Origin of the sequence: Mycobacterium sp. AZCC_0083 (assembly GCF_014202335.1) — a bacterium.
Classification (GTDB): Bacteria; Actinomycetota; Actinomycetes; order Mycobacteriales; family Mycobacteriaceae; genus Mycobacterium.
Genome location: NZ_JACHGP010000003.1, coordinates 587,067 through 606,174 on the forward strand (window position 1 = coordinate 587,067; position 19,108 = coordinate 606,174).

The window sequence follows — 19,108 nt, forward strand, 5'->3', positions numbered from 1 at the left end:
TCCGATCGTGGCCCGCCTGGTCTACGAAACGCTGGAACAGACCTGTGACATTGCTGGCGCTCGTGAACTCTTAGTACGGGAACTGGGGCTGCTGCGGGTACTGCGGAACCTGTTGATACTCCGGGGGCTGCTGATACTGCGGTGTCGGGGTGGCCGGCACCTGAATCGGGATGGGCACCGGAACGAACGGCACCGTGATGTAACTCGTCGTCATCGTCGGTGACGGGGTGGTCGTAGTCGTCGTGGTGGTGGTCGTCGTCGTAGTCGTGGTCGGTGACGTCGTCGTGGTAGTCGTCGTGGTGGTGGTCGGCTGCGTCGTCCTGGTGGTCGTCACCGTCCGCTCCACTGTGATGGTCTCGGGGGGCGGTGGCGGCGGTGCTTCGCTCGTCACGGTCACGATGCTCTGCGGCACCTCGGTGGAGGGCGGTGGCGGCGGTGGCGCCACGCTCGACGACAGAGGCGTCGCGGTCGCGGGCGCCGTCTTCGGCGTGGGGGTTGGGGTGGGGGTCGAGTCGCCCGTCGCGCTCGTCAGCGCGATCGCCACCCCGCCGAAGGCGACCAGCGCCACCACGGCGGCGACACCGAACACCAACTGCGGCAAGCGTTGCCACGCCCGCGGCTCGTCGACGTCGATGGGACCCGTTCGCGGGACGTACTGCGATACGGCACGCGTGATGCTGGTGTCCGCGGAGTAATCCTCGCCCATGTAGGGCACCGGCTCCCCCGACGCGTCATCGTCCTGCGACCACGCCAGCTGGCGGAATGTCGAAGAGCCAGGCGCATTCCCAGTGACGACGGGAGTAGTGGGTGCGATCGACTCGGCGGGCTCCCCTGGGTTCAACGGGGCAGGGATCAACGCGGCAGGCGCCGTCCCGGTCAACGCAACAGGCGCCATCCCGGTCGCCGCGTCGGACTCCGCGCCGTAGGCCGCGAAGAGCACCGCGCCCGCTGCGGCGTCGAGGGATGGCTGCGGGGTGGTCACCACCGGTGCCTGACCGTGGTCGGACAGCGTCTGAGCGATCAACGGGATGCGGGCACCACCGCCGACTGCTGCCACCGTCGACACGTCAGCCGCCGCAATCCGGTTGCGCAACAACAGATCATCCAACTCGGCCAACACCGCGGCGAGCGGTGTCTCCATCAGCGCGTCGAGTTCGGCTCGGGTGACGCGCACCGTCGAGCGGTGGCCAGGCAACTCGACCGACACCTCGGCGTCCGTCTGCTCGGAGAGCGCCTCCTTGGCCCGTCGGCACTCGTTGCGCAACGCCGTCAGTGACCCCACCGCGGCCGTACCCGCCGGGTCGACCCCGTCGGCGTCGGCGATGCCGTCGAGCACGTGAGCTAGCAGCGCCTGGTCGATCTGGTCACCCGAGAATTCCGTCAACCGCGACGTCTCGATGGGTTCGAAACTCGACGCGGCATCGGCAAGCGTGATGCTGGTGCCACCGCCACCGAAGTCCAGCAACGCGACGACACCGCGTCCCGGCAGTCCAGGATTGGCGTGCATCGCGGTCAGGGCGGCGACAGCGTCGGAGACCAGGCGCGCGGGCACGCCGTTGGGCGAGAGCCTCGGTTTGGCCCGCATGGCGGCTCGTAGCCCGCGCAACGTGGCTCCGGTCCAGTGGGCGGGGACGGCCACCGCGATCTGCGACGACGAAGTTTCGCCCGCGAGTTCGACCATTCCGTCGAGTGCATCGACCAACAGCTCTTCGGCAGGGTGCGACGAACCGTCGGCGGTCACCAGCGGCACTGGATCTCCGACGCGTTCGACGAAACCGCTCAACACCTGGCCGGACAGGGTCAGCATGGATCGCCGTGTGAGGGGTGGATCGCCGATTCGTACCGCAACCAGGTTGGTCGTCCCGATCGACAACCCCAACGGGGCGCTCATATCGGAACACACCATAACCGCAACAACCCAGGATGCGGCTCAGACACTCCGCGGCAAACGCGACGAACAGCGTTCTCGCAGCTAGGTTTTGGCTGTGCGTAGCGTAAGCAACACCTTGGAACCGATCGCCGCGACGGTGATCCTGGCGATTTCAGCAAAGCCGGGAGTTCCGGACACCCACCGGCCTACGCGAGCGACCGGTTGTGTTGCAATGTCGGGATGAGTGATATTGACGACATTCAGCGACTCAAGTACCGCTACCTGCGTGCGCTCGACACCAAGCACTGGGACGAGTTCGCCGACACGCTGACCGAGGACGTCGTCGGTGACTACGGCGAGTCACTCGGCGAGGAACACCACTTCACCGACCGCACATCGCTGGTCGAGTTCATGCGCAAGTCGATGCCGTCCGACATGATCACCGAGCACCGGGTGACGCACCCCGAGATCGACGTCGACGGCGACGAAGCCACCGGCATCTGGTACTTGCAGGACAAGGTCATCGTCCCGAAGTTCGACTTCATGTTGATCGGCGCGGGTTTCTATCACGACAGCTACCGGCGGACCGCTGACGGCTGGAAGATCAGCGTCACCGGCTACGACCGCACCTACGACGCCTCGCTGTCCACCAAGTCCCTCGACTTCAAGGCGAAAGCCGGTCGCGCCGTTAATCTTTGAGTCATTTAGAAGCCGTGCTCATTTAGAAACGGCGATCAGCGCGCCGGGCCGCAGCCACTTGATGATCTCGACCATGGTGGCGTCGTCGACCGACACGCATCCCGCCGTGGGGCCACCGTCGCTGGTGTGAAGGAAGAATGCGCCGCCGTTGCCGGGGACGCGTTCCTTGTTGACGCCCATCACCACGGCGTGCCGGTACTGCGGGATCTCGAGATTCTCCGTGCCGCTGCTCGGATCGGTGTTGAACGGGCACTGCGACTTCTCGCAGATCTGCATCGTGTTGTAGGTCGGGCTCTTCATGTCGCCGTCCCACCAGTGGTTCTTTCCCACCTGGACGTACTGCAATCCTCCGCCGGGGTTGGGCGCCGTGCCGAACGCGAAGTCGAGCGAGAAGATGCCCATCGGCGTCAGCATCTGGCCGTCGTGGGTCTCTGGCGACATGCCCGCCGAGCCGATGTGGGCAGGAATCCCGACGCCGATCGGCTCCCACCCCGCCCCGTTGCGCTGATAGACGTCGACCTTCGCGGTCGTCTCACCCACTCCGACAACGGAAATCACCTGTGTGGCGTTGCCGACGGACTGCGCGAACCACGGCGTCACCTCGGCGCTCGCAACGGCCGCCGTCGCGAACCAGACCAGCGTCGCGCATAGCAGAACCAGCAGTCGGCGCACCCATCAATGGTCGACAGGTCACGTGCTCCGGGTCAAGTAAAGGTTTAGACACGGTTTGGGCACGTCGCACCGCGGATACGTTGGGGACCATGCAACTGTTGCGCCGTCGCCGGGGTATCCGACAGATCGGTGAGGGCCTCGGCACGCTCGACCGTGAGATCTTCGAGGCGATCGCAGAGTCCCCCAGCCCGCTGCTTGACGCCGTCATGCCGCGCCTGACCTCGGCAGCGGACCATTCGAGGCTGTGGTTCGTGATCGCGATCCTGCTCGGCGCGACGAGGCGCCGGTCCGCGGTACGGGGCGCCAGCCGCGGTGTCGCGTCCCTCGCGGTGACGAGCCTGCTCACCAACCAGGTGGCCAAGCGCATTTGGCGACGACCGCGGCCCAATTGGGCGACGGTGCCGATCGTGCGGCGCTCGCTGCGGATGCCGACGTCGAACTCCCTGCCCTCGGGCCACTCGGCCAGTGCAGCCGCCTTCGCCGTTGGCGTCGGGCTGGAGAACCCGCCTCTGGGACTGGGCCTGGCCCTGCTCGCTGGCCTGGTCGGGATGTCCAGGGTGGCCACGGGCGCGCACTACCCCGGCGACGTGCTGGCCGGATTCGGTATCGGCGCGGCGGTCGCGGTCGTTGGCGGCCGGATCGTGCCGCCGATCATCGAGCCCCGGTTGCGCGCTGCCGCACCGCTGCGGGTGGACACCCCGGCCCGGCCGGACGGTGCCGGGGTCGTGCTCGTCGTCAACCCCGCGTCGGGCAGCGGTACCGGCGCACGGGTCCTCGACGAGGTGAAGGCTTCGCTGCCGAAGGCAGAGATCGTCGAACTCGGCGAATCCGACGACGTGTTGGAGGTGCTGCGCTCGGCGGCGGGCCGCGCCGAGGTGCTGGCCGTCGCAGGCGGTGACGGAACGACATCCGGCGCGGCGGGTGTGGCGGTCGGCGCGGGTGTCCCGCTGGCGGTCTTCCCCGGCGGGACGTTCAACCACTTCGCCAAGGACGTCGGCTGCGACACGGTGGCCAAGACCGTCGACGCGATCAAGCGAGGGCACGTGACGTGCATCGACGTCGTGTCGCTCAACGACACCGACACCGTGATCAACACGGCGAGCATCGGTGCGTATCCGACGTTCGTCAGGACTCGCCAGAAGCTCGAGCACAAGATCGGCAAGCCGCTGGCAGGCGTCTACGCGATGTTCCACACCCTGCGCCGCGACCAACCCGTACGCATCTCCTACGACAACGTCACGCTGCAGACGTCGATGTTCTTCCTCGGCAACTCGGTCTACCTGCCGTCCGGCTTCGCCCCGTCGCAGCGGACCAGGATGGACGACGGGTTGATCGACGTCCGCATCCTGGAGACCGGACGCAGATTCAGCACGTTCCGGATCCTGGTGTCCCTCGGGCTTGGCCGGCTGGAACGCAGCCCGCTCTACCACGAACTCCAGGTGCCCGAGTTCAGCTTCACCGCGGTGGACGGGCCGACGGCGCTCGCCCACGACGGCGAGGTGGGACGCGACTACCGCGACGTCACATTCAAGGCCCACTACCGTGCGCTACCGGTGTTTCGACCAATGAGCTGACCGGCCTGCGGATCAGCACCAGCAGGCTCGCCGCGAACCACAGGTAGCCCGCCGCCCAGCCCGCCAGCACGTCAGTCGGGTTGTGCACGTTGAGCACCACGCGACCGAACCCGATCACCAGCACGGTCAGCACCCCAGCCGCGATCACCCAGCCCCACCGGTCGCGGCGAACGCGCGGCAACAGAACCACGGTGAGCGCCAGCACCGCGGCCGAGACGCCGAGCGCATGACCCGACGGGAACGACCACGACGGTGCGTATACCAACGCGGTCGTCGGGCGGGGGCGGTGCGCTGCGGCCTTCAGCGCTTCGGTCACCAGCCCACTGAGTTCGACGCTGAGCACCAAAAACAACGCAAGACGGAATTGTCGGTGCCGCAGCGCGACGATGATCACGACGAGGCCGACGATGCGGAACGCGTTGGGGCCAAGCACCGTGCAGAGCACCTGCCAGAACGTCACCCACGCCGGGTGATGGACACCGAACCGGTAGAGCGCGCCCAAACCCCAGGCATCGACGGCTTCCAGCCAGGCCCACTGCATCGACCAGCCGAACCACAGGGTCACGTAAACCGCCGTGGCGAGGACGACCAGCCCCATGAGCCACGGTTTGCGGAACGTCATCAGTCCACGTGTACCAGGCGGGTCGCTCGCGGCATTCGTATTTCTGCCATCGCCGGGAACATGGTTGTCACGAGCTGGAAACAACGCCGATTTAGCTTTGCTAACCATGACTCAAGAGCTCAGCAAGGAGCCGGAGGCCCCAGACGAATCTGCGGTCTCAGAGGCCGACCTGGACACGATGACCGCCACCAAGGAGACCTTGGAGGACTACACGCTGCGCTTCGCTCCGCGTAGCTACCGCAAGTGGTCGACGCGGGTGGTCGGCATCTCGGCGCTGGGTGGCATCGCCTACCTGGCCGACTTCGCCATCGGCGCCAACATCGGCATCTCCTACGGGACGACCAACGCGTTGTGGGGCATCCTCATCTTCGCCGTGGTCGTCATGCTGACCGGTTTTCCCGTTGCCTACTACTCGGCGCGGTACAACATCGACCTCGACCTGGTCACCCGTGGCAGCGGCTTCGGCTACTACGGCTCGGTGGTCACCAACGTCATCTTCGCGACGTTCACCTTCATCTTCTTCGCGCTCGAGGGCTCGATCATGGCCCAGGGCCTCCAACTCGGCCTCGGCATACCGCTGTGGGTCGGCTACGCGGCGTCGACGCTGATCATCTTCCCTCTGGTGATCTATGGCATGAAAGTGCTTTCGACACTTCAGGTCTGGACCACCCCGCTGTGGCTGATCCTGATGGTCGCACCTTTCATCTACCTCGTCGTCACCCATCCGGAGTCGGTCAGCTCGTTCTTCGCCTACCAGGGCGAGAAGGGCGTACATGGCTTCGACTTCGGCTCGACGCTGCTGGCCGCCGGTGTCTGTCTGTCGCTCATCGCCCAGATCGCCGAGCAGAACGACTACCTGCGTTTCATGCCTCCGCGCACCCCGGAGAACAGCCGCAGCTGGTGGACCTGGCTGTTCCTCGCCGGTCCCGGCTGGGTCATCTTCGGCGCGATCAAGCAGATCGTCGGCCTGTTCCTCGCCGTCTACCTGATCGCCAACGTCGCCGACGGTGCGGGCATCGCCAACCAGCCGGTGCACCAATTCCTGGAGATCTACAAGAACTTCCTGCCGAACTGGCTGGCCTTGACGCTGGCCGTCGTACTGGTGGTGATCAGCCAGATCAAGATCAACGTGACGAACGCCTACTCGGGTTCGCTGGCGTGGACCAACTCGTTCACCCGCGTCACGAAGACCTACCCCGGCCGCCTGGTGTTCTTGGGCTTCAACCTGCTGATCGCGCTGGTCCTGATGGAAGCGAACATGTTCGACTTCCTCAACACCATCCTGGGCTTCTACGCCAACTGCGGTATGGCGTGGGTCGTCGTGGTCGCCAGCGACATCGTGTTCAACAAGTACCTGTTGAAGCTGTCTCCGAAGGTGCCGGAGTTCCGGCGCGGCATGCTGTACTCGTTCAACCCGGTGGGCTTCGGCTCGATGCTGCTGGCGGCGGGTCTGTCGATCATCGCGTTCTTCGGCGGTCTCGGCCCGGCCATCACGCCGTACTCGCCGCTGGTCGCCATCGGCCTCGGTGTGGTGCTTCCGCCGATCATCGCCATCGCCACGAAGGGCAAGTACTACTTGCGGCGCACCGATGACGGCATCGACCTGCCGATGTTCGACGAGTACGGCAACCCGGCGGACGACCACCTGAGATGCCATGTCTGCCATCACGAGTACGAGCGGCCCGACATGATCAAGTCCGCAAGCAACGACGGATACATCTGCTCGCTGTGCCTGTCGACTGACAAGACCGGCGAGGAAATACTCCCCGCACAAACCTGATCGGGGGACGGGCATAGCCACTATTCTGCGTGGCTATGCCCGTCTTTCTGCGCAAGTGGCTCGGCATCGGCAAGCTGCCCGACGACATGCAGGCCGCGGTCGAAGCCGAGGGGGTGATCCACTTGGCCGAGTTCGTCCCAGTGACGTTCCGGTTCTCCGGTCACGTACCCGGCAAGACCGCAAAGGGCAACATCCGCAGCTACGTCGGCGCGCTGGCGCTGACCAACCAGCGGGTGCTCGGCACGCTGTCGTCGGTTCCCAAGAAGGCCGGCCGGGCGGTCGACCACCAATGGACCGACGCGGCGGGCTCGATGGTGAAGGCCACGCTCGACGAGGACGGGCTGACGCTCGACGTCCCCGACATCTCGGTAGTCGAACCGACGTTCTCCGGATCCCTCTCGCTTCACTACAAGACCCCGCTCTCGGCCGAGGTGCTAACGCGGGTGCCGCAGCGATCGTTCGCGTTCGATGTGCCACCCAAGTTCGTCTACTCCGCGTGCGGGGTGCCGCGCAGTTAGCCACTCGGGAACGCCGCCGAGGGATGTCCACGACATTGGCCGAAGCGGCACCACGGGTCTACGCACGGGTCAATAATGACGGTGGGTCGGGGCTAGCAAAGGAATGCATGTGATGAAGAAGCTAGCAGCAGCACTGTTCACGATGGCGGCGATGGCGGCGATGGCGGCCGCGCCGCTCGCCGTCGCACCGGTCGCGAACGCGGACGTATGCGCCGGCGCAACGGGACGCCACGTCGCGGTGGGTGGCTGCACCGACGTCGCAGGCCGCGTGGCAAACGGCGTGGCCATCGCGTCGGCCGTCAACCCCTACGTTGCTGGCGAGATACCGTGCTACACGGTGGAGGGCGTGCCGTACTACACGCCTCCTGGTGACCCTTGCTAATTGGTGCGGATCACTCGACCACACCGTCGACGTAGAACCAGCGACCGGCGCGCCGCTCGAAACTGCTGCGCTCGTACATCGAGTCGGCTCGGCCTGCGACCTCGAAATGAGCCGTGAACTCCACTTCTCCGTGTTCGTCATCGATGCCTCCTGCCGCGAGGTCGGTGACGTCGAGGGCTTTCCAGATGACGTTTGTGTCGATCGTGACGTCGGCGGGGCGCGTTCGCGGATGCCAGGTACGAAAGAGGTAGTCGGCATCACCGCACGCGAAGGCCGAATATCTCGACCTCATCAACTCCTCGGCCGTTCCGGCCTGCCGCTCGCCTCGGAGCAGCGTTCCGCAGCATGCGTCGTAGCCGGCGCCGGTGCCGCAGGGGCATTGCCGGTTACTTGGTAAAGGCATGGGAGACATGGATTTTCCAGCATACTGCCGTACACCTTCGCCAGATCGACGGACAGCCGTCGGATCTGGTGGACGAAAGGCCAACTCGCTGTCGCTACGCTGCCTCAATGATTGAATTCCAAAAATGATCGACTTCCAAAGTGGTGGCGTGTTCGCGAGACTCGGCCCGAGCGACCCGAGTGCAATCGCCGCTGAGCTGGCACCCATCCTCGTCAACGGCGAGGCGGTTCACCTCAGCTTCAAGGGCATGCGCGACTCGGTGGTCTTCACCAACAAACGCCTCATCGCGATCAACGTCCAAGGCCTCACCGGGAAGAAGCGCGACTACACGTCTCTCCCGTACAGCAAGATCCAGGCCTGGAGCATCGAAACCGCGGGACGGTTCGATCTCGACGCCGAGCTCGAACTGTGGTTCTCGGGCCTGGGAAGGGTTCGGCTGGACTTCAAGGGCCAGGTCGACATTCGCTCCATCGGGCAGCTCATCGGAGACCACGTCCTCTGACGCCCAGATCCCTCCGCGAGCAGACACAAATAGCCCTGAATCGGCCCAAATGAGGGCATTTTGCGTCTGCTCGCGAGAGATAGGGTCACGTCGCGATGAATGAAAGGGTTGCCGACATCCGGGGAAGCCTGTTTGGTGTGCTGACGATGAAGGACGCGACGTGACCATCCCGCAGCGCGACAACGTGCTGATCGTGCACTGGCATGACCTCGGCCGCTATCTCGGCGCCTACGGCCACACCGACGTGTCCAGCCCACGCCTGGACCAACTGGCCGCCGAGGGCATCCTGTTCACCCGCGCCCATGCCACCGCGCCGCTGTGCTCACCGTCGCGCGGCTCGCTGTTCACCGGGCGCTACCCACAGAGCAACGGCCTGGTCGGGCTGGCCCACCACGGCTGGGAGTACCGCGCGGGCGTCCGCACCATGCCGCAGCTGCTGTCCGAATCAGGCTGGCACACAGCGTTGTTCGGAATGCAGCACGAGACATCGTTCCCTGCGCGGCTCGGGTTCGACGAGTATGACGTGTCGAACTCGTTCTGCGAGTACGTGGTCGACCGCGCCACCGGATGGCTGCGGGACGCGCCGCAACAGCCCTTCCTACTCACCGCCGGGTTCTTCGAAACACACCGGCCCTACCCGCGAGACCGCTACGAACCGGCCGATCCCGACACGGTCCGCTTGCCCGACTATCTGCCCGATCTGCCCGACGTGCGCGAGGACATGGGTGACTTCTACGGTTCGATCTCGGTGGCCGACGCCGCGGTGGGCCAGTTGCTCGACACCCTCGCCGAGACCGGGTTGGACCGCTCCACCTGGGTCGTGTTCCTCACCGACCACGGCCCGGCGCTGCCGCGGGCCAAGTCGACGCTGTACGACGCGGGTACGGGCATCGCGATGATCGTGCGGCCGCCGACGCGGCACCAGACGCCGGGCAGGACGTACGACGACCTGTTCAGCGGCGTCGACTTGGTGCCCACGGTGCTGGGCCTGCTCGGGCTGCCGATTCCCGATGACGTCGACGGACTTTCCCACGCTCCGAATGTGCTCGATGCGATTTCGGATTCGGTGCCGGTTCGGGGCGAGGTTTATACGACGAAGACGTATCACGACTCGTTCGATCCGATTCGGGCGATCAGAACGAAGGAATTCAGCTACATCGAGAATTACGCGACGCGCCCACTCCTGGATTTGCCGCTGGACATCGAGGAGAGCGCGCCGGGCAGGGCAGTCGCCGCACTGAGTGCCACGATCCGCCCGGCTCGGGAGTTGTACGATCTGCGCAACGATCCGACCGAGCGGAACAACCTGTTGACCGGCGCCGTGAACAGCGAGGTGGAGGCCATCGCGAACGAACTGGCACTTCTGCTCAACGATTGGCGGCAGAAGACCAACGACGTGATTCCGTCGGAGTTCGCCGGTACTCGCATATCGGCCAGGTACACCGAAACCTATATGCAGATCAACGAGATTCAGCTGCCGAGTCGCTCGGCAATTGCCGCTGAGCGCGGTATCGAAGATGACGTCGGAACCCGGCAATAGTTCGGCTCATCGCGAATGTAATTGAGCACCGTATGCGGATCTGCATCGCATTTTCGCAGCGGTTACGCTCTCGCCCATGGCAGCCCGCTCGTCGGCATATTTGGTGCTCGCATCTCAGCGCAGTGGCAGCACCCTGCTGGTCGAATCGCTCCGGGCGACCGGTGTCGCCGGTGAGCCGCAGGAGTTCTTCCAGTACCTGCCGACCACCAGCCAGTCGCCACAACCGCGGCAATGGTTCTCCGACGCTGACGACGAGTCGATTCTGCGGCTGCTCGACCCGCTCGACGAGGGCAAGCCGGACTTGGCGCCGCCCGAGATCTGGCGGGACTACATCCGCACCGTCGGGCGCACGCCGAACGGGGTGTGGGGCGGCAAGCTGATGTGGAACCAGACGCCGCTGCTGCTGCAGCGTGCCGCGGGTCTGCCGGACCGTTCTGGCGCTGGCCTACTTTCGGCGATCCGCGACGTCGTCGGCTCCGACCCGGTCCTGGTGCACGTCTATCGCCCCGACGTGGTTTCACAGGCGGTGTCGTTCTGGCGCGCCGTGCAGACCCGGGTGTGGCGCGGCAGGCCCGATCCCGTCCGCGATGCCCGCGCCGAGTACCACGCGGGCGCCATCGCGCACGTCATCACCATGCTCCGGGCGCAAGAAGTGGGCTGGCGCAACTGGTTCGCCGAGGAACAAATCGACCCCATCGACGTGTCATACCCAGTGTTGTGGCGCAACCTCACCCAGGTGGTCGGTACGGTCCTCGACGCGCTCGGGCTGGATCCGCGGCTGGCGCCGGACCCGGTGCTGCAACGCCAGGCCGATCAACGGTCCGACGAATGGGTGGACCGGTACCGCGCCGAGGCCGAACGAGAAGGATTGCCGCTATGACGACCGTCGCCGAGGACACCCGTCGCGTCGAGGAGCTGCGGCTGCTGGAGGCCGAGTCGGTGCACATCATCCGGGAGGTCGTTGCCGAGTTGCAGCGACCGGTGTTGCTGTTCTCCGCGGGCAAGGACTCCATCGTTCTGCTTCGGCTGGCGGAAAAGGCGTTTCGGCCGTTCCCGTTGCCATTCCCGGTGCTGCACGTCGACACCGGTCACAACTTCGACGAAGTGATCGAGTTCCGGGATCGCAGGCTCGGCGAGCACGGCCATCGGTTGATCGTCGGGTCGGTGCAGGAGTCCATCGACTCAGGCCGGGTGCCCGATCCAGGGCCGGGCGCCTCCCGCAATAGACAGCAGACCCGCACCCTCCTCGACGCGCTCGACGCAGGCGAGTTCGACGCGGCATTCGGCGGGGCGCGCCGCGACGAGGAGCGGGCCAGGGCCAAGGAACGCATCCTGAGCTTCCGCGACGAGTTCGGCCAGTGGGACCCACGCGCCCAGCGGCCCGAGCCGTGGTCGCTCTACAACGGCCGGATCAAGAAGGGCGAACAGGTCCGGGTGTTCCCGCTGTCCAACTGGACCGAGTTGGACGTATGGCGCTACATCGAACTCGAGAATCTCGAACTGCCGTCGATCTACTTCGCCCACGAGCGCGAGGTCGTCGAACGGGACGGCATCCTGCTCGCCGTGTCCGAATACGTGCAGCCGCAGGACGATGAGACGTCGGCCGTCGAATGGGTGCGCTACCGCACCGTCGGCGACCTCACCATCACCGGAGCGGTGCGCTCACGCGCCACCGACATCACGGGCGTCATCACCGAGATCTCCGCGGCAACGGTGTCCGAGCGCGGTGAGACCCGCGCCGACGACCGAACGTCGGTGGCGGCCATGGAGGATCGCAAGCGGGAAGGCTATTTCTAGTGGGGCGAGCGAAGCGACGGGATGAATGATGGCTGATGTGAAGACGCAGACCCGACAGCTGCTCCGGTTGGCCACCGCCGGATCCGTCGATGACGGCAAGAGCACCCTGATCGGCCGGTTGATGCACGACACCGACAGCCTGCCGCTCGACCACCTCGAAGCCGTCACGGATGAGGAGGGCGTCGCCGACCTGGCTGCCCTCTCCGACGGGCTGCGCGCAGAACGCGAGCAGGGCATCACCATCGACGTCGCCTACCGGTTCTTCTCCACCGAGCGGCGCAGCTACATCCTGGCCGACACCCCAGGCCACGAGCGCTATACCCGCAACATGTTCACCGGTGCGTCCAACGCGCACGTCGCGGTGCTGCTGGTGGACGCCCGCGCCGGCGTGCTGCGCCAGACCAGAAGGCATGCGCGCATCGCGAAACTGCTTGGCGTCCAACACTTCGTGGCCACCGTCAACAAGATCGACCTCGTCGAATTCGACTCGGGCCGGTTCGCCGAGGTCGAGGCGGAGCTGGCGCAGATGGCCGCCCGGCTCGGCGGCGCGGAGCTATCCGTCATCCCCATCGCCGCCAAACACGGTGACAACGTGGTGCATCGCTCGGACAACACCGCCTGGTACACCGGGCCGACCCTGCTCGAGTACCTCGAGGGCGTCGAACTGTCCGCGCCCGACCCCGAGGCCGCCAAGCTGCGGCTGCCCATCCAGTGGGTGTCCCGCCCGACCACCGATGAACGCCGCCGCTACACCGGGCGCCTGGCGGCAGGGACGCTGAGCGTCGGCGACGCCGTCATCTCACTGCCTGCTGGCACCCGCTCCACCGTCACCGCCGTCGACACCCTCGACGACTCTCGGGCCACTGCCGTTGCGCCGCTGTCGATCTCGGTCGAGCTCGCCGACGACATCGACGTCGCCCGCGGTGACGTACTGGTCAGCGGCGACGAGAACGCGACGCTGCCGACACTGGCCCGTGAGCTCGACGCGACGGTGTGCTGGTTCGTCGAGACCCCGCTGCGTGCCGGTGACCGGGTCGCATTGAAGCAGACCTCCAAGACGGTGCGAGCGACGGTGCAGGCGCTGCACACCCGGCTGGACCCCGAGACGCTCGACGAGCTGGACAACCCGGTCGAGTTGTTGCTCAACGACATTGGCGAGGTGACGCTGCGCACCAGCTCGATCGTCGTCGCAGACCCCTACACCGACAACCGGGACAGCGGCGCCTTCATCCTGATCGACGAGAGCTCCAACGAAACCGTCGGTGCAGGCACGATCGTCGAGCCGCGTGAGGTCAAGCCGGGAGCGCAGACCCGCAACGACATTCGTTGGCACCCGTCCTCACTCGATCGCGACTACCGGTGGTCGTCCACCACCCAGCGCGGCGCCACCATCTGGTTCACCGGCCTTCCCGCATCGGGCAAGTCGACCGTCGCCGTCGCCGTCGAACGCGCGCTCGTCGAATCCGGTGACGTCGCATACCTGTTGGACGGCGACAACATCCGGCACGGCCTGTCCGACGATCTCGGCTTCTCCCCCGGGGATCGCGCCGAGAACATCAGGCGGGTAGGACATCTCACCCGGTTGTTCGCCGACGCCGGGGTGGTCGCGCTGGCCTCGCTGGTGTCGCCGCTGAAGTCCGATCGCGAGATTGCAAGGGCCCTCAACGACGCCGCCAAGTTGCCGTTCATCGAGGTGCACATCTCGACGTCGGTGGCGGAGTGCGAGAAGCGGGACCCGAAGGGTCTCTACGCCCGCGCCAGGGCCGGCGAGCTGAAGGGGCTCACCGGTGTCGACGCGCCCTACGAAGCCCCCGAGAATCCGGATCTGGTGCTCGACACCACCGGCGCCGACATCGATGAGCTGGTGGCCAAGGTGCTCGAGGTGCTCAAGGCCAAGCGGGACGGCGTTTAACCGACCCTGGCGACGACGAACACCCTGCGGAACGGGAAGAACGTCGTGCCGTCCGGCCGAACGGGATATGCCTCGGCGAGCAGCGGAATGATCGCCTGACGGTACTGCTGCCACGCCTCTTCCGACAGCCTCTCCTTCACCTGGGTCAGCGCGGTGCCCGTGATCCAGTCCAATACCGGTGTCTTACCGGTCAATTGGTGGACGTAGGTGGTCTCCCACGCGTCCACCGTGCAACCGGCGTCGGTGAGCAGTCCCGCGTACCAACTGGGTGTCTGGACGACGTGCTCGTCTCGCCACGGCATGTCCCGCAACGGATTCGAGAACGGCACGCTGTGAGCCACCTCGCGCACGGCCTGATGCGACGGAGCGTCGAAGTTTCCCGGCACCTGCATGGCGATCCACGCACCGGCGGACAGCTGGCCCACCCAGCGGACCAGCAGCTCGGCATGCTCGGGCACCCACTGCAGCGCGGCGTTGGAGACCACGACGTCGGTATCGGGCTTGGGTGACCAGTCTGCGATCACACCGACGACGGCGTCGAGCCCCCGCTCGCGTGCCGCCTCGACCATCTCCGGCGAGCTGTCGACGGCTTCGATGACGGCGTCGGGCCACCGCTGCACGAGCGTCGCGGTGAGGTTGCCGGGACCGCAACCGAGATCGACGACACGGCGTGGTGCCTCCGCACCCACCCGTGACAGCAGGTCGAAGAACGGTCGCCCGCGGTGGTCGGCGAAGGCCAGGTAGACGTCGGGATTCCACATGCTGCCATCATCACTGACGTGATCGAAGAGTCAACGGCCGTACGTCGGCTGTGGGAGTCCCTCGGGCTGCCCGGCATCATCGACGTCCACACGCACTTCATGCCCAAACAGGTGATGGACAAGGTGTGGCAGTACTTCGACACCGCAGGGCCGCTGGTTGGGCGGGCGTGGCCGATCGCGTACCGCACCGACGAGGCCCAACGGCTCGAGACGTTGCGGGGCTTCGGCGTCCGCGGCTTCACGTCGCTGGTGTATCCGCACAAGCCGCAGATGGCGGCGTGGCTGAACCAGTGGGCGGTCCAGTTCGCGTCGACCTCCCCGGATTGTCTGTCCACCGCGACGTTCTACCCGGAACCCGACGCGGCGGGGGTACGTCGGCGCGGCGATCGAGAACGGCGCGCGGGTCTTCAAGGCGCACGTCCAGGTCGGCGGCTACGACCCCACCGATCCACTGCTGGACGACGTCTGGGGCGCCATCGATGACGCGCGCATACCGGTCGTGATCCACTGCGGGTCGGGTCCACAGCCGGGCGAGCACACCGGGCCGGAGCCGATCCGCGCGGTGCTGTCCCGACACCCTGGGCTGCGCCTGATCATCGCGCACATGGGCATGCCCGAGTACACCGATTTCCTGGACCTCTGCGAGCAGTACGACGAGGTGCGGCTCGACACCACGATGACGTTCACCCCATTCATCGAGGAGACCATGCCGTTCCCGTCGGCAGAGCACGCGCGACTGCGCGCGCTCGGTGATCGCATCCTGTTCGGCAGCGACTTCCCCAACATCCCCCACGGTTACCTCGAGGCCTTGGCGCCGCTGACCCGGCTGGACGGCGTCGACGACGCCTGGTTGCGCGGCGTCCTGCACGACAACGCGGCCGCCCTCTTCGGGCTCGTCCACAGCTGACTGGCAGGCAGACCGACAAAACTTGACCGCCGTGACCACACGGTGGCCCCGCCTCGCCCTGGCTGCCCTCATCGCCTGGACTGCTGCGCTGTACCTGTGGAACCTCTCGGCAACCGGCTACGGCAATGCCTTCTACGCGGCCGCCGCCCAGGCCGGTGCGCAGAGCTGGTCGGCGTGGTTCTTCGGCGCGCTGGACGCCCGCGGCTTCATCACCGTCGACAAGCCGCCGGGTGCGCTCTGGGTGACTGGTCTTTCGGTGCGGCTCTTCGGCATGAACAGTTGGGCGGTGCTCGTCCCGCAGGCCCTGATGGGCGTCGCTGCGGTCGCGGTGCTGTTCGCCACCGTGCGCCGTACGATCCCTGATCGAACGCAGGGCACCGTCGCCGGGATCGTGGCCGGTGCGGTGCTGGCGTGCACCCCCGCGGCGGCGCTGATGTTCCGCTTCAACAATCCCGACGCGTTCCTCGTGCTGCTCCTGGTGACCGCGGCCTACTGTCTGACCCGTGCGGTGGCCACGGCGTCGTGGCGGTGGCTTGCGCTCGTCGGCGCGGTGATGGGTACGGCGTTCCTGACCAAGATGCTGCAGGGCTTCCTGGTGTTGCCCGGCTTCGCGGCGGCGTATCTGCTTGCCGCCCCGACGAGTTGGCGCAACCGCGGGCTGCACCTCGCCGCGGCAACCGGCGTGCTGGTCGCGGCCGCCGGATGGTGGGTGGCCATCGTGCAGGCGATCCCCGCCGGGTCCAGGCCCTACGTCGGCGGCTCGAAGGACGACACCGTGCTCGATCTCGCGTTCGGCTACAACGGGCTCAGCCGCATCCTCGGCGACGACCCTGGCGCCGAGTCGCACTGGGGTGGCGCGATGTTCCGGTCCGCGAGTTCCGCTACCGGCCTGCATCGGTTGTTCACGGGAGAGTTCGGCAACGAGATCTCCTGGCTGCTGCCCGTCACGCTCTTCGTCGTCGTTTTCGGCGGATACCTTTGGGCGCGTGGCCAACTCAGTCTTGACGAACGAGCTGCCTACGTGGCATGGAGCGGCTGGCTACTGGTGACGGGCCTGGTGTTCACCTTCATGAACGGCACCGTGCACCCCTACTACACCGTCGCGCTGGCACCCGCCATCGCCGCGCTGGTCGGATTGGGGACGACGTGGGCGTGGCGCACGCGCTCGGGCTGGGACGGCCGCATCGCGCTCGCGACGATGCTCGGGCTGGCCGGGTGGTGGTCGGTGAACTTGTTGAACCTCAACCACTTCGGCCCGACCTGGGCCCCGACGCTGGTCACGGCCCTCAGCGTCGTCGGGATCGCGGCAGCGCTGATCGGCAGGCGGCGGTGGTCGGCCGCAGGTGCCCTGGCCGGCGCGTTGGGTGCCGCTGCGGGAACGGTCGCGTTCTCCATCGCGACGGCGATGACACCGCATCATGGGGCGATTCCGAACGCGGTGGGCCCGGTGCACCGAATCACGGAACGCAGCGTCGAGGCGCAGAGCCTGGCGGAGGAGTTCGCAGTCGGCGGCTGGATGGGTGACGAGGCAACCAACCGTGACCTCGCCGACCTGCTCCGCACCACGCGCACGCCATGGTCTGCCGCGACGAACGGATCGCAGTCGGCCGCCGCGCTCGAGATTGCGTCGGGCACATCGGTGATGGCGATCGGTGGGTGGGCCGGCGACCCGGCGCCCACTCTTGAGCAGTTCATCGCCGATGTCCGCGCCGGGAAGATCGCCTATTACGTCGAGGCGGGCAAGGGCGGCGCCGCCGAGCCAGAGGGCAGGGTCATCCGGTCGGAGAACCACTCGGCGTCCCACACCCGCGAAATCGCCGACTGGGTGGCCGCGCACTATCCGGCCACGACGCTCGGTGAATCGCTGGTTTACCGCCTCGCGTGACCGGAAATATCCCCTGTCGCTTCGCTCCTGGCCGCCGGCTGCCCGGGATACAGTCGCCACGTGCCCAGTTCACCGTCGAACACAGCTCCGATCGACCCACCGATCCCCGTTCCGGACGTCTCCGGGGCCGACGCCACCCCCAGCGGCCTGCCCCGACGGGCAGATCTCAGCCTCCGGCAGAAGCTCATCGTCGACTCCTCGGCGATCGCCGACGTCGGCCTGCGCACCGCGATCGCCTCCCTCGTCAGCACCGCGATGTTGCCGAAGATCGCGACGGCTGCCCTCCGACCGATGAGCGCCAGGGCAGAGCGCGAAGCGCTGCGGTTCTACGCCGACCTCGGCGCCGCGCACGACCCAGAATTGTCCTTCCCAGCACCTCCGGAGCCGCCCCGGGTGTCGTCGAGGCCGGCCAACCCCATCGCCGAATGGATCGCGAAGGGCCACGTCCAGAACATCAAGTTCAAGAGCAGCTTCTCGGCCATCAACCCCGCCGTGCGCGAGCAGCGGGCCGGATACGAGCGCAACAACGTCGTCCGCGCGCAACACTGGGTACACGACGACGGACCACACCCGACGCTGTGCGTGATCCACGGCTTCATGGGATCGGCGTATCTGGCGAACGGCCTGTTCTTCGCGCTGCCGTGGTTCTACCGGTCGGGCTACGACGTCCTGCTCTACACACTGCCGTTCCACGGCGGGCGCGCCCAGAAGTTCTCGCCCTTCAGCGGCTACGGCTACTTCGCGGACGGTTTCGCCGGATTCGCCGAGGCGATGGCCCAGGCGGTGCACGACTTCCGTTCGGTCCTGGACTATCTCGAGTACACCGGAGTGGACCGGGTCGCACTGACCGGCATCTCGCTTGGCGGCTACACCTCCGCGTTGGTGGCAAGCGTGGACGACCGCGTGCAAGCCGTGATCCCCAACGTCCCGGTGGTCAGCGTCGAAGACTTGATCGACGACTGGTTCCCGGCCAACCGAGTGTTCCAGCTTGCGAATCGGGTGACGGGCACCGACCGGGAGCTGTCGGCGGCGGCGTCGATGTATCACTCACCACTCAACTACGCGCCGTTGGTGCCCAAAGACCGTCGCCTCATCATCACCGGACTCGGTGATCGGCTGGCTCCACCCGAACAGGCCGAAAAGCTCTGGGAGCACTGGGATCGTTGTGCGATGCACTGGTTCCCCGGCAACCACGTCCTGCACGTCAGCCAGCCGGATTACCTGCGCCGCATGACGCGGTTCATGAGCGGGTTCATGTTCTCTTGACCGCACGGTCGGATTCCT

General features: G+C 66.5%; 17 protein-coding genes and 1 pseudogene. 13 read left to right on the forward strand and 5 right to left on the reverse strand.

Annotation, left to right across the window (positions count from 1 at the left end):
* Positions 1 to 70: 70 nt before the first annotated feature.
* Positions 71 to 1,891 (reverse strand): Hsp70 family protein, encoded by a 1,821-nt coding sequence (locus tag HNP02_RS09990; protein ID WP_184437595.1) that lies wholly within the window; start codon positions 1,889 to 1,891, stop codon positions 71 to 73.
* Positions 1,892 to 2,110: 219 nt separating this feature from the next.
* Here HNP02_RS09990 and HNP02_RS09995 point away from each other — a divergent pair, with 219 nt between their 5' ends.
* A complete protein-coding gene (locus HNP02_RS09995; protein ID WP_184437597.1) occupies positions 2,111 to 2,569 on the forward strand; it encodes a nuclear transport factor 2 family protein in 459 nt (152 codons plus the stop codon).
* A gap of 18 nt (positions 2,570 to 2,587) precedes the next feature.
* Here HNP02_RS09995 and HNP02_RS10000 read toward each other — a convergent pair whose 3' ends face one another.
* Positions 2,588 to 3,241: a L,D-transpeptidase gene (locus HNP02_RS10000; protein ID WP_184437599.1), complete on the reverse strand. Its 654-nt coding sequence runs from the start codon at positions 3,239 to 3,241 to the stop codon at positions 2,588 to 2,590.
* 89 nt (positions 3,242 to 3,330) lie between these two features.
* On the opposite strand from HNP02_RS10000, the gene HNP02_RS10005 reads away from it, so the two are divergent.
* Positions 3,331 to 4,815, forward strand: coding sequence for a bifunctional phosphatase PAP2/diacylglycerol kinase family protein (locus tag HNP02_RS10005; protein ID WP_184437601.1), 1,485 nt, complete (start codon positions 3,331 to 3,333; stop codon positions 4,813 to 4,815).
* On the opposite strand, the gene HNP02_RS10010 is transcribed toward HNP02_RS10005, so the two are convergent.
* Complete coding sequence (locus HNP02_RS10010) at positions 4,769 to 5,437, reverse strand: phosphatase PAP2 family protein (protein ID WP_184437604.1); 669 nt, start codon at positions 5,435 to 5,437, stop codon at positions 4,769 to 4,771. The two genes, HNP02_RS10005 and HNP02_RS10010, sit on opposite strands and share 47 nt — an antisense overlap.
* Positions 5,438 to 5,543: 106 nt before the next feature.
* Between HNP02_RS10010 and HNP02_RS10015 the strand changes: the two genes are divergently transcribed.
* The 3 genes from HNP02_RS10015 (at position 5,544) to HNP02_RS10025 (ending at position 8,117) form a co-directional block, all read left to right on the forward strand.
* Positions 5,544 to 7,217 (forward strand): cytosine permease, encoded by a 1,674-nt coding sequence (locus tag HNP02_RS10015; RefSeq protein ID WP_184437606.1) that lies wholly within the window; start codon positions 5,544 to 5,546, stop codon positions 7,215 to 7,217.
* 35 nt (positions 7,218 to 7,252) lie between these two features.
* The gene (locus HNP02_RS10020; RefSeq protein WP_184437608.1) at positions 7,253 to 7,735 is read left to right on the forward strand and encodes a hypothetical protein; all 483 of its coding nucleotides are present in this window, start codon (positions 7,253 to 7,255) and stop codon (positions 7,733 to 7,735) included.
* 112 nt (positions 7,736 to 7,847) lie between these two features.
* Entirely contained in the window at positions 7,848 to 8,117 is a 270-nt protein-coding gene (locus HNP02_RS10025) for a hypothetical protein (RefSeq protein WP_184437610.1), read from the forward strand.
* 10 nt (positions 8,118 to 8,127) lie between these two features.
* On the opposite strand, the gene HNP02_RS10030 is transcribed toward HNP02_RS10025, so the two are convergent.
* Positions 8,128 to 8,727 carry a YchJ family metal-binding protein gene (locus tag HNP02_RS10030; protein ID WP_309241491.1) on the reverse strand — a complete coding sequence of 200 codons (600 nt, stop codon included), beginning with the start codon at positions 8,725 to 8,727 and terminating at the stop codon, positions 8,128 to 8,130.
* Here HNP02_RS10030 and HNP02_RS10035 point away from each other — a divergent pair.
* From HNP02_RS10035 to cysC, 5 genes are all read left to right on the forward strand, one after another.
* On the forward strand, positions 8,645 to 9,022 hold the full coding sequence (locus tag HNP02_RS10035; RefSeq protein ID WP_184437614.1) for a PH domain-containing protein: 378 nt from the start codon (positions 8,645 to 8,647) through the stop codon (positions 9,020 to 9,022). The two genes, HNP02_RS10030 and HNP02_RS10035, sit on opposite strands and share 83 nt — an antisense overlap.
* A gap of 160 nt (positions 9,023 to 9,182) precedes the next feature.
* The gene (locus HNP02_RS10040) at positions 9,183 to 10,562 is read left to right on the forward strand and encodes a sulfatase (protein WP_184437616.1); all 1,380 of its coding nucleotides are present in this window, start codon (positions 9,183 to 9,185) and stop codon (positions 10,560 to 10,562) included.
* A 76-nt stretch (positions 10,563 to 10,638) separates the two neighbouring features.
* Positions 10,639 to 11,442, forward strand: a complete 804-nt coding sequence (locus HNP02_RS10045; protein ID WP_184437618.1) for a Stf0 family sulfotransferase — start codon at positions 10,639 to 10,641, stop codon at positions 11,440 to 11,442.
* Complete coding sequence (cysD, locus tag HNP02_RS10050; protein ID WP_184437620.1) at positions 11,439 to 12,359, forward strand: sulfate adenylyltransferase subunit CysD; 921 nt, start codon at positions 11,439 to 11,441, stop codon at positions 12,357 to 12,359. Before HNP02_RS10045 ends, cysD begins: the two co-directional genes overlap by 4 nt.
* A gap of 37 nt (positions 12,360 to 12,396) precedes the next feature.
* Positions 12,397 to 14,271, forward strand: a complete 1,875-nt coding sequence (gene cysC, locus HNP02_RS10055) for an adenylyl-sulfate kinase (protein ID WP_309241492.1) — start codon at positions 12,397 to 12,399, stop codon at positions 14,269 to 14,271.
* Here the strand turns inward: cysC and HNP02_RS10060 are convergent.
* A complete protein-coding gene (locus HNP02_RS10060; RefSeq protein WP_184437624.1) occupies positions 14,268 to 15,032 on the reverse strand; it encodes a trans-aconitate 2-methyltransferase in 765 nt (254 codons plus the stop codon). The genes cysC and HNP02_RS10060 overlap by 4 nt on opposite strands.
* Positions 15,033 to 15,041: 9 nt before the next feature.
* On the opposite strand from HNP02_RS10060, the pseudogene HNP02_RS10065 reads away from it, so the two are divergent.
* From HNP02_RS10065 to HNP02_RS10075, 3 genes and pseudogenes are all read left to right on the forward strand, one after another.
* Positions 15,042 to 15,939 (forward strand): annotated as a pseudogene (locus HNP02_RS10065) (amidohydrolase family protein).
* Between the two features lie 31 nt (positions 15,940 to 15,970).
* Positions 15,971 to 17,824, forward strand: a complete 1,854-nt coding sequence (locus HNP02_RS10070) for a glycosyltransferase family 39 protein (protein ID WP_309241493.1) — start codon at positions 15,971 to 15,973, stop codon at positions 17,822 to 17,824.
* A gap of 60 nt (positions 17,825 to 17,884) precedes the next feature.
* Positions 17,885 to 19,090: a S9 family peptidase gene (locus HNP02_RS10075; RefSeq protein ID WP_184437628.1), complete on the forward strand. Its 1,206-nt coding sequence runs from the start codon at positions 17,885 to 17,887 to the stop codon at positions 19,088 to 19,090.
* Positions 19,091 to 19,108 lie beyond the last annotated feature (18 nt).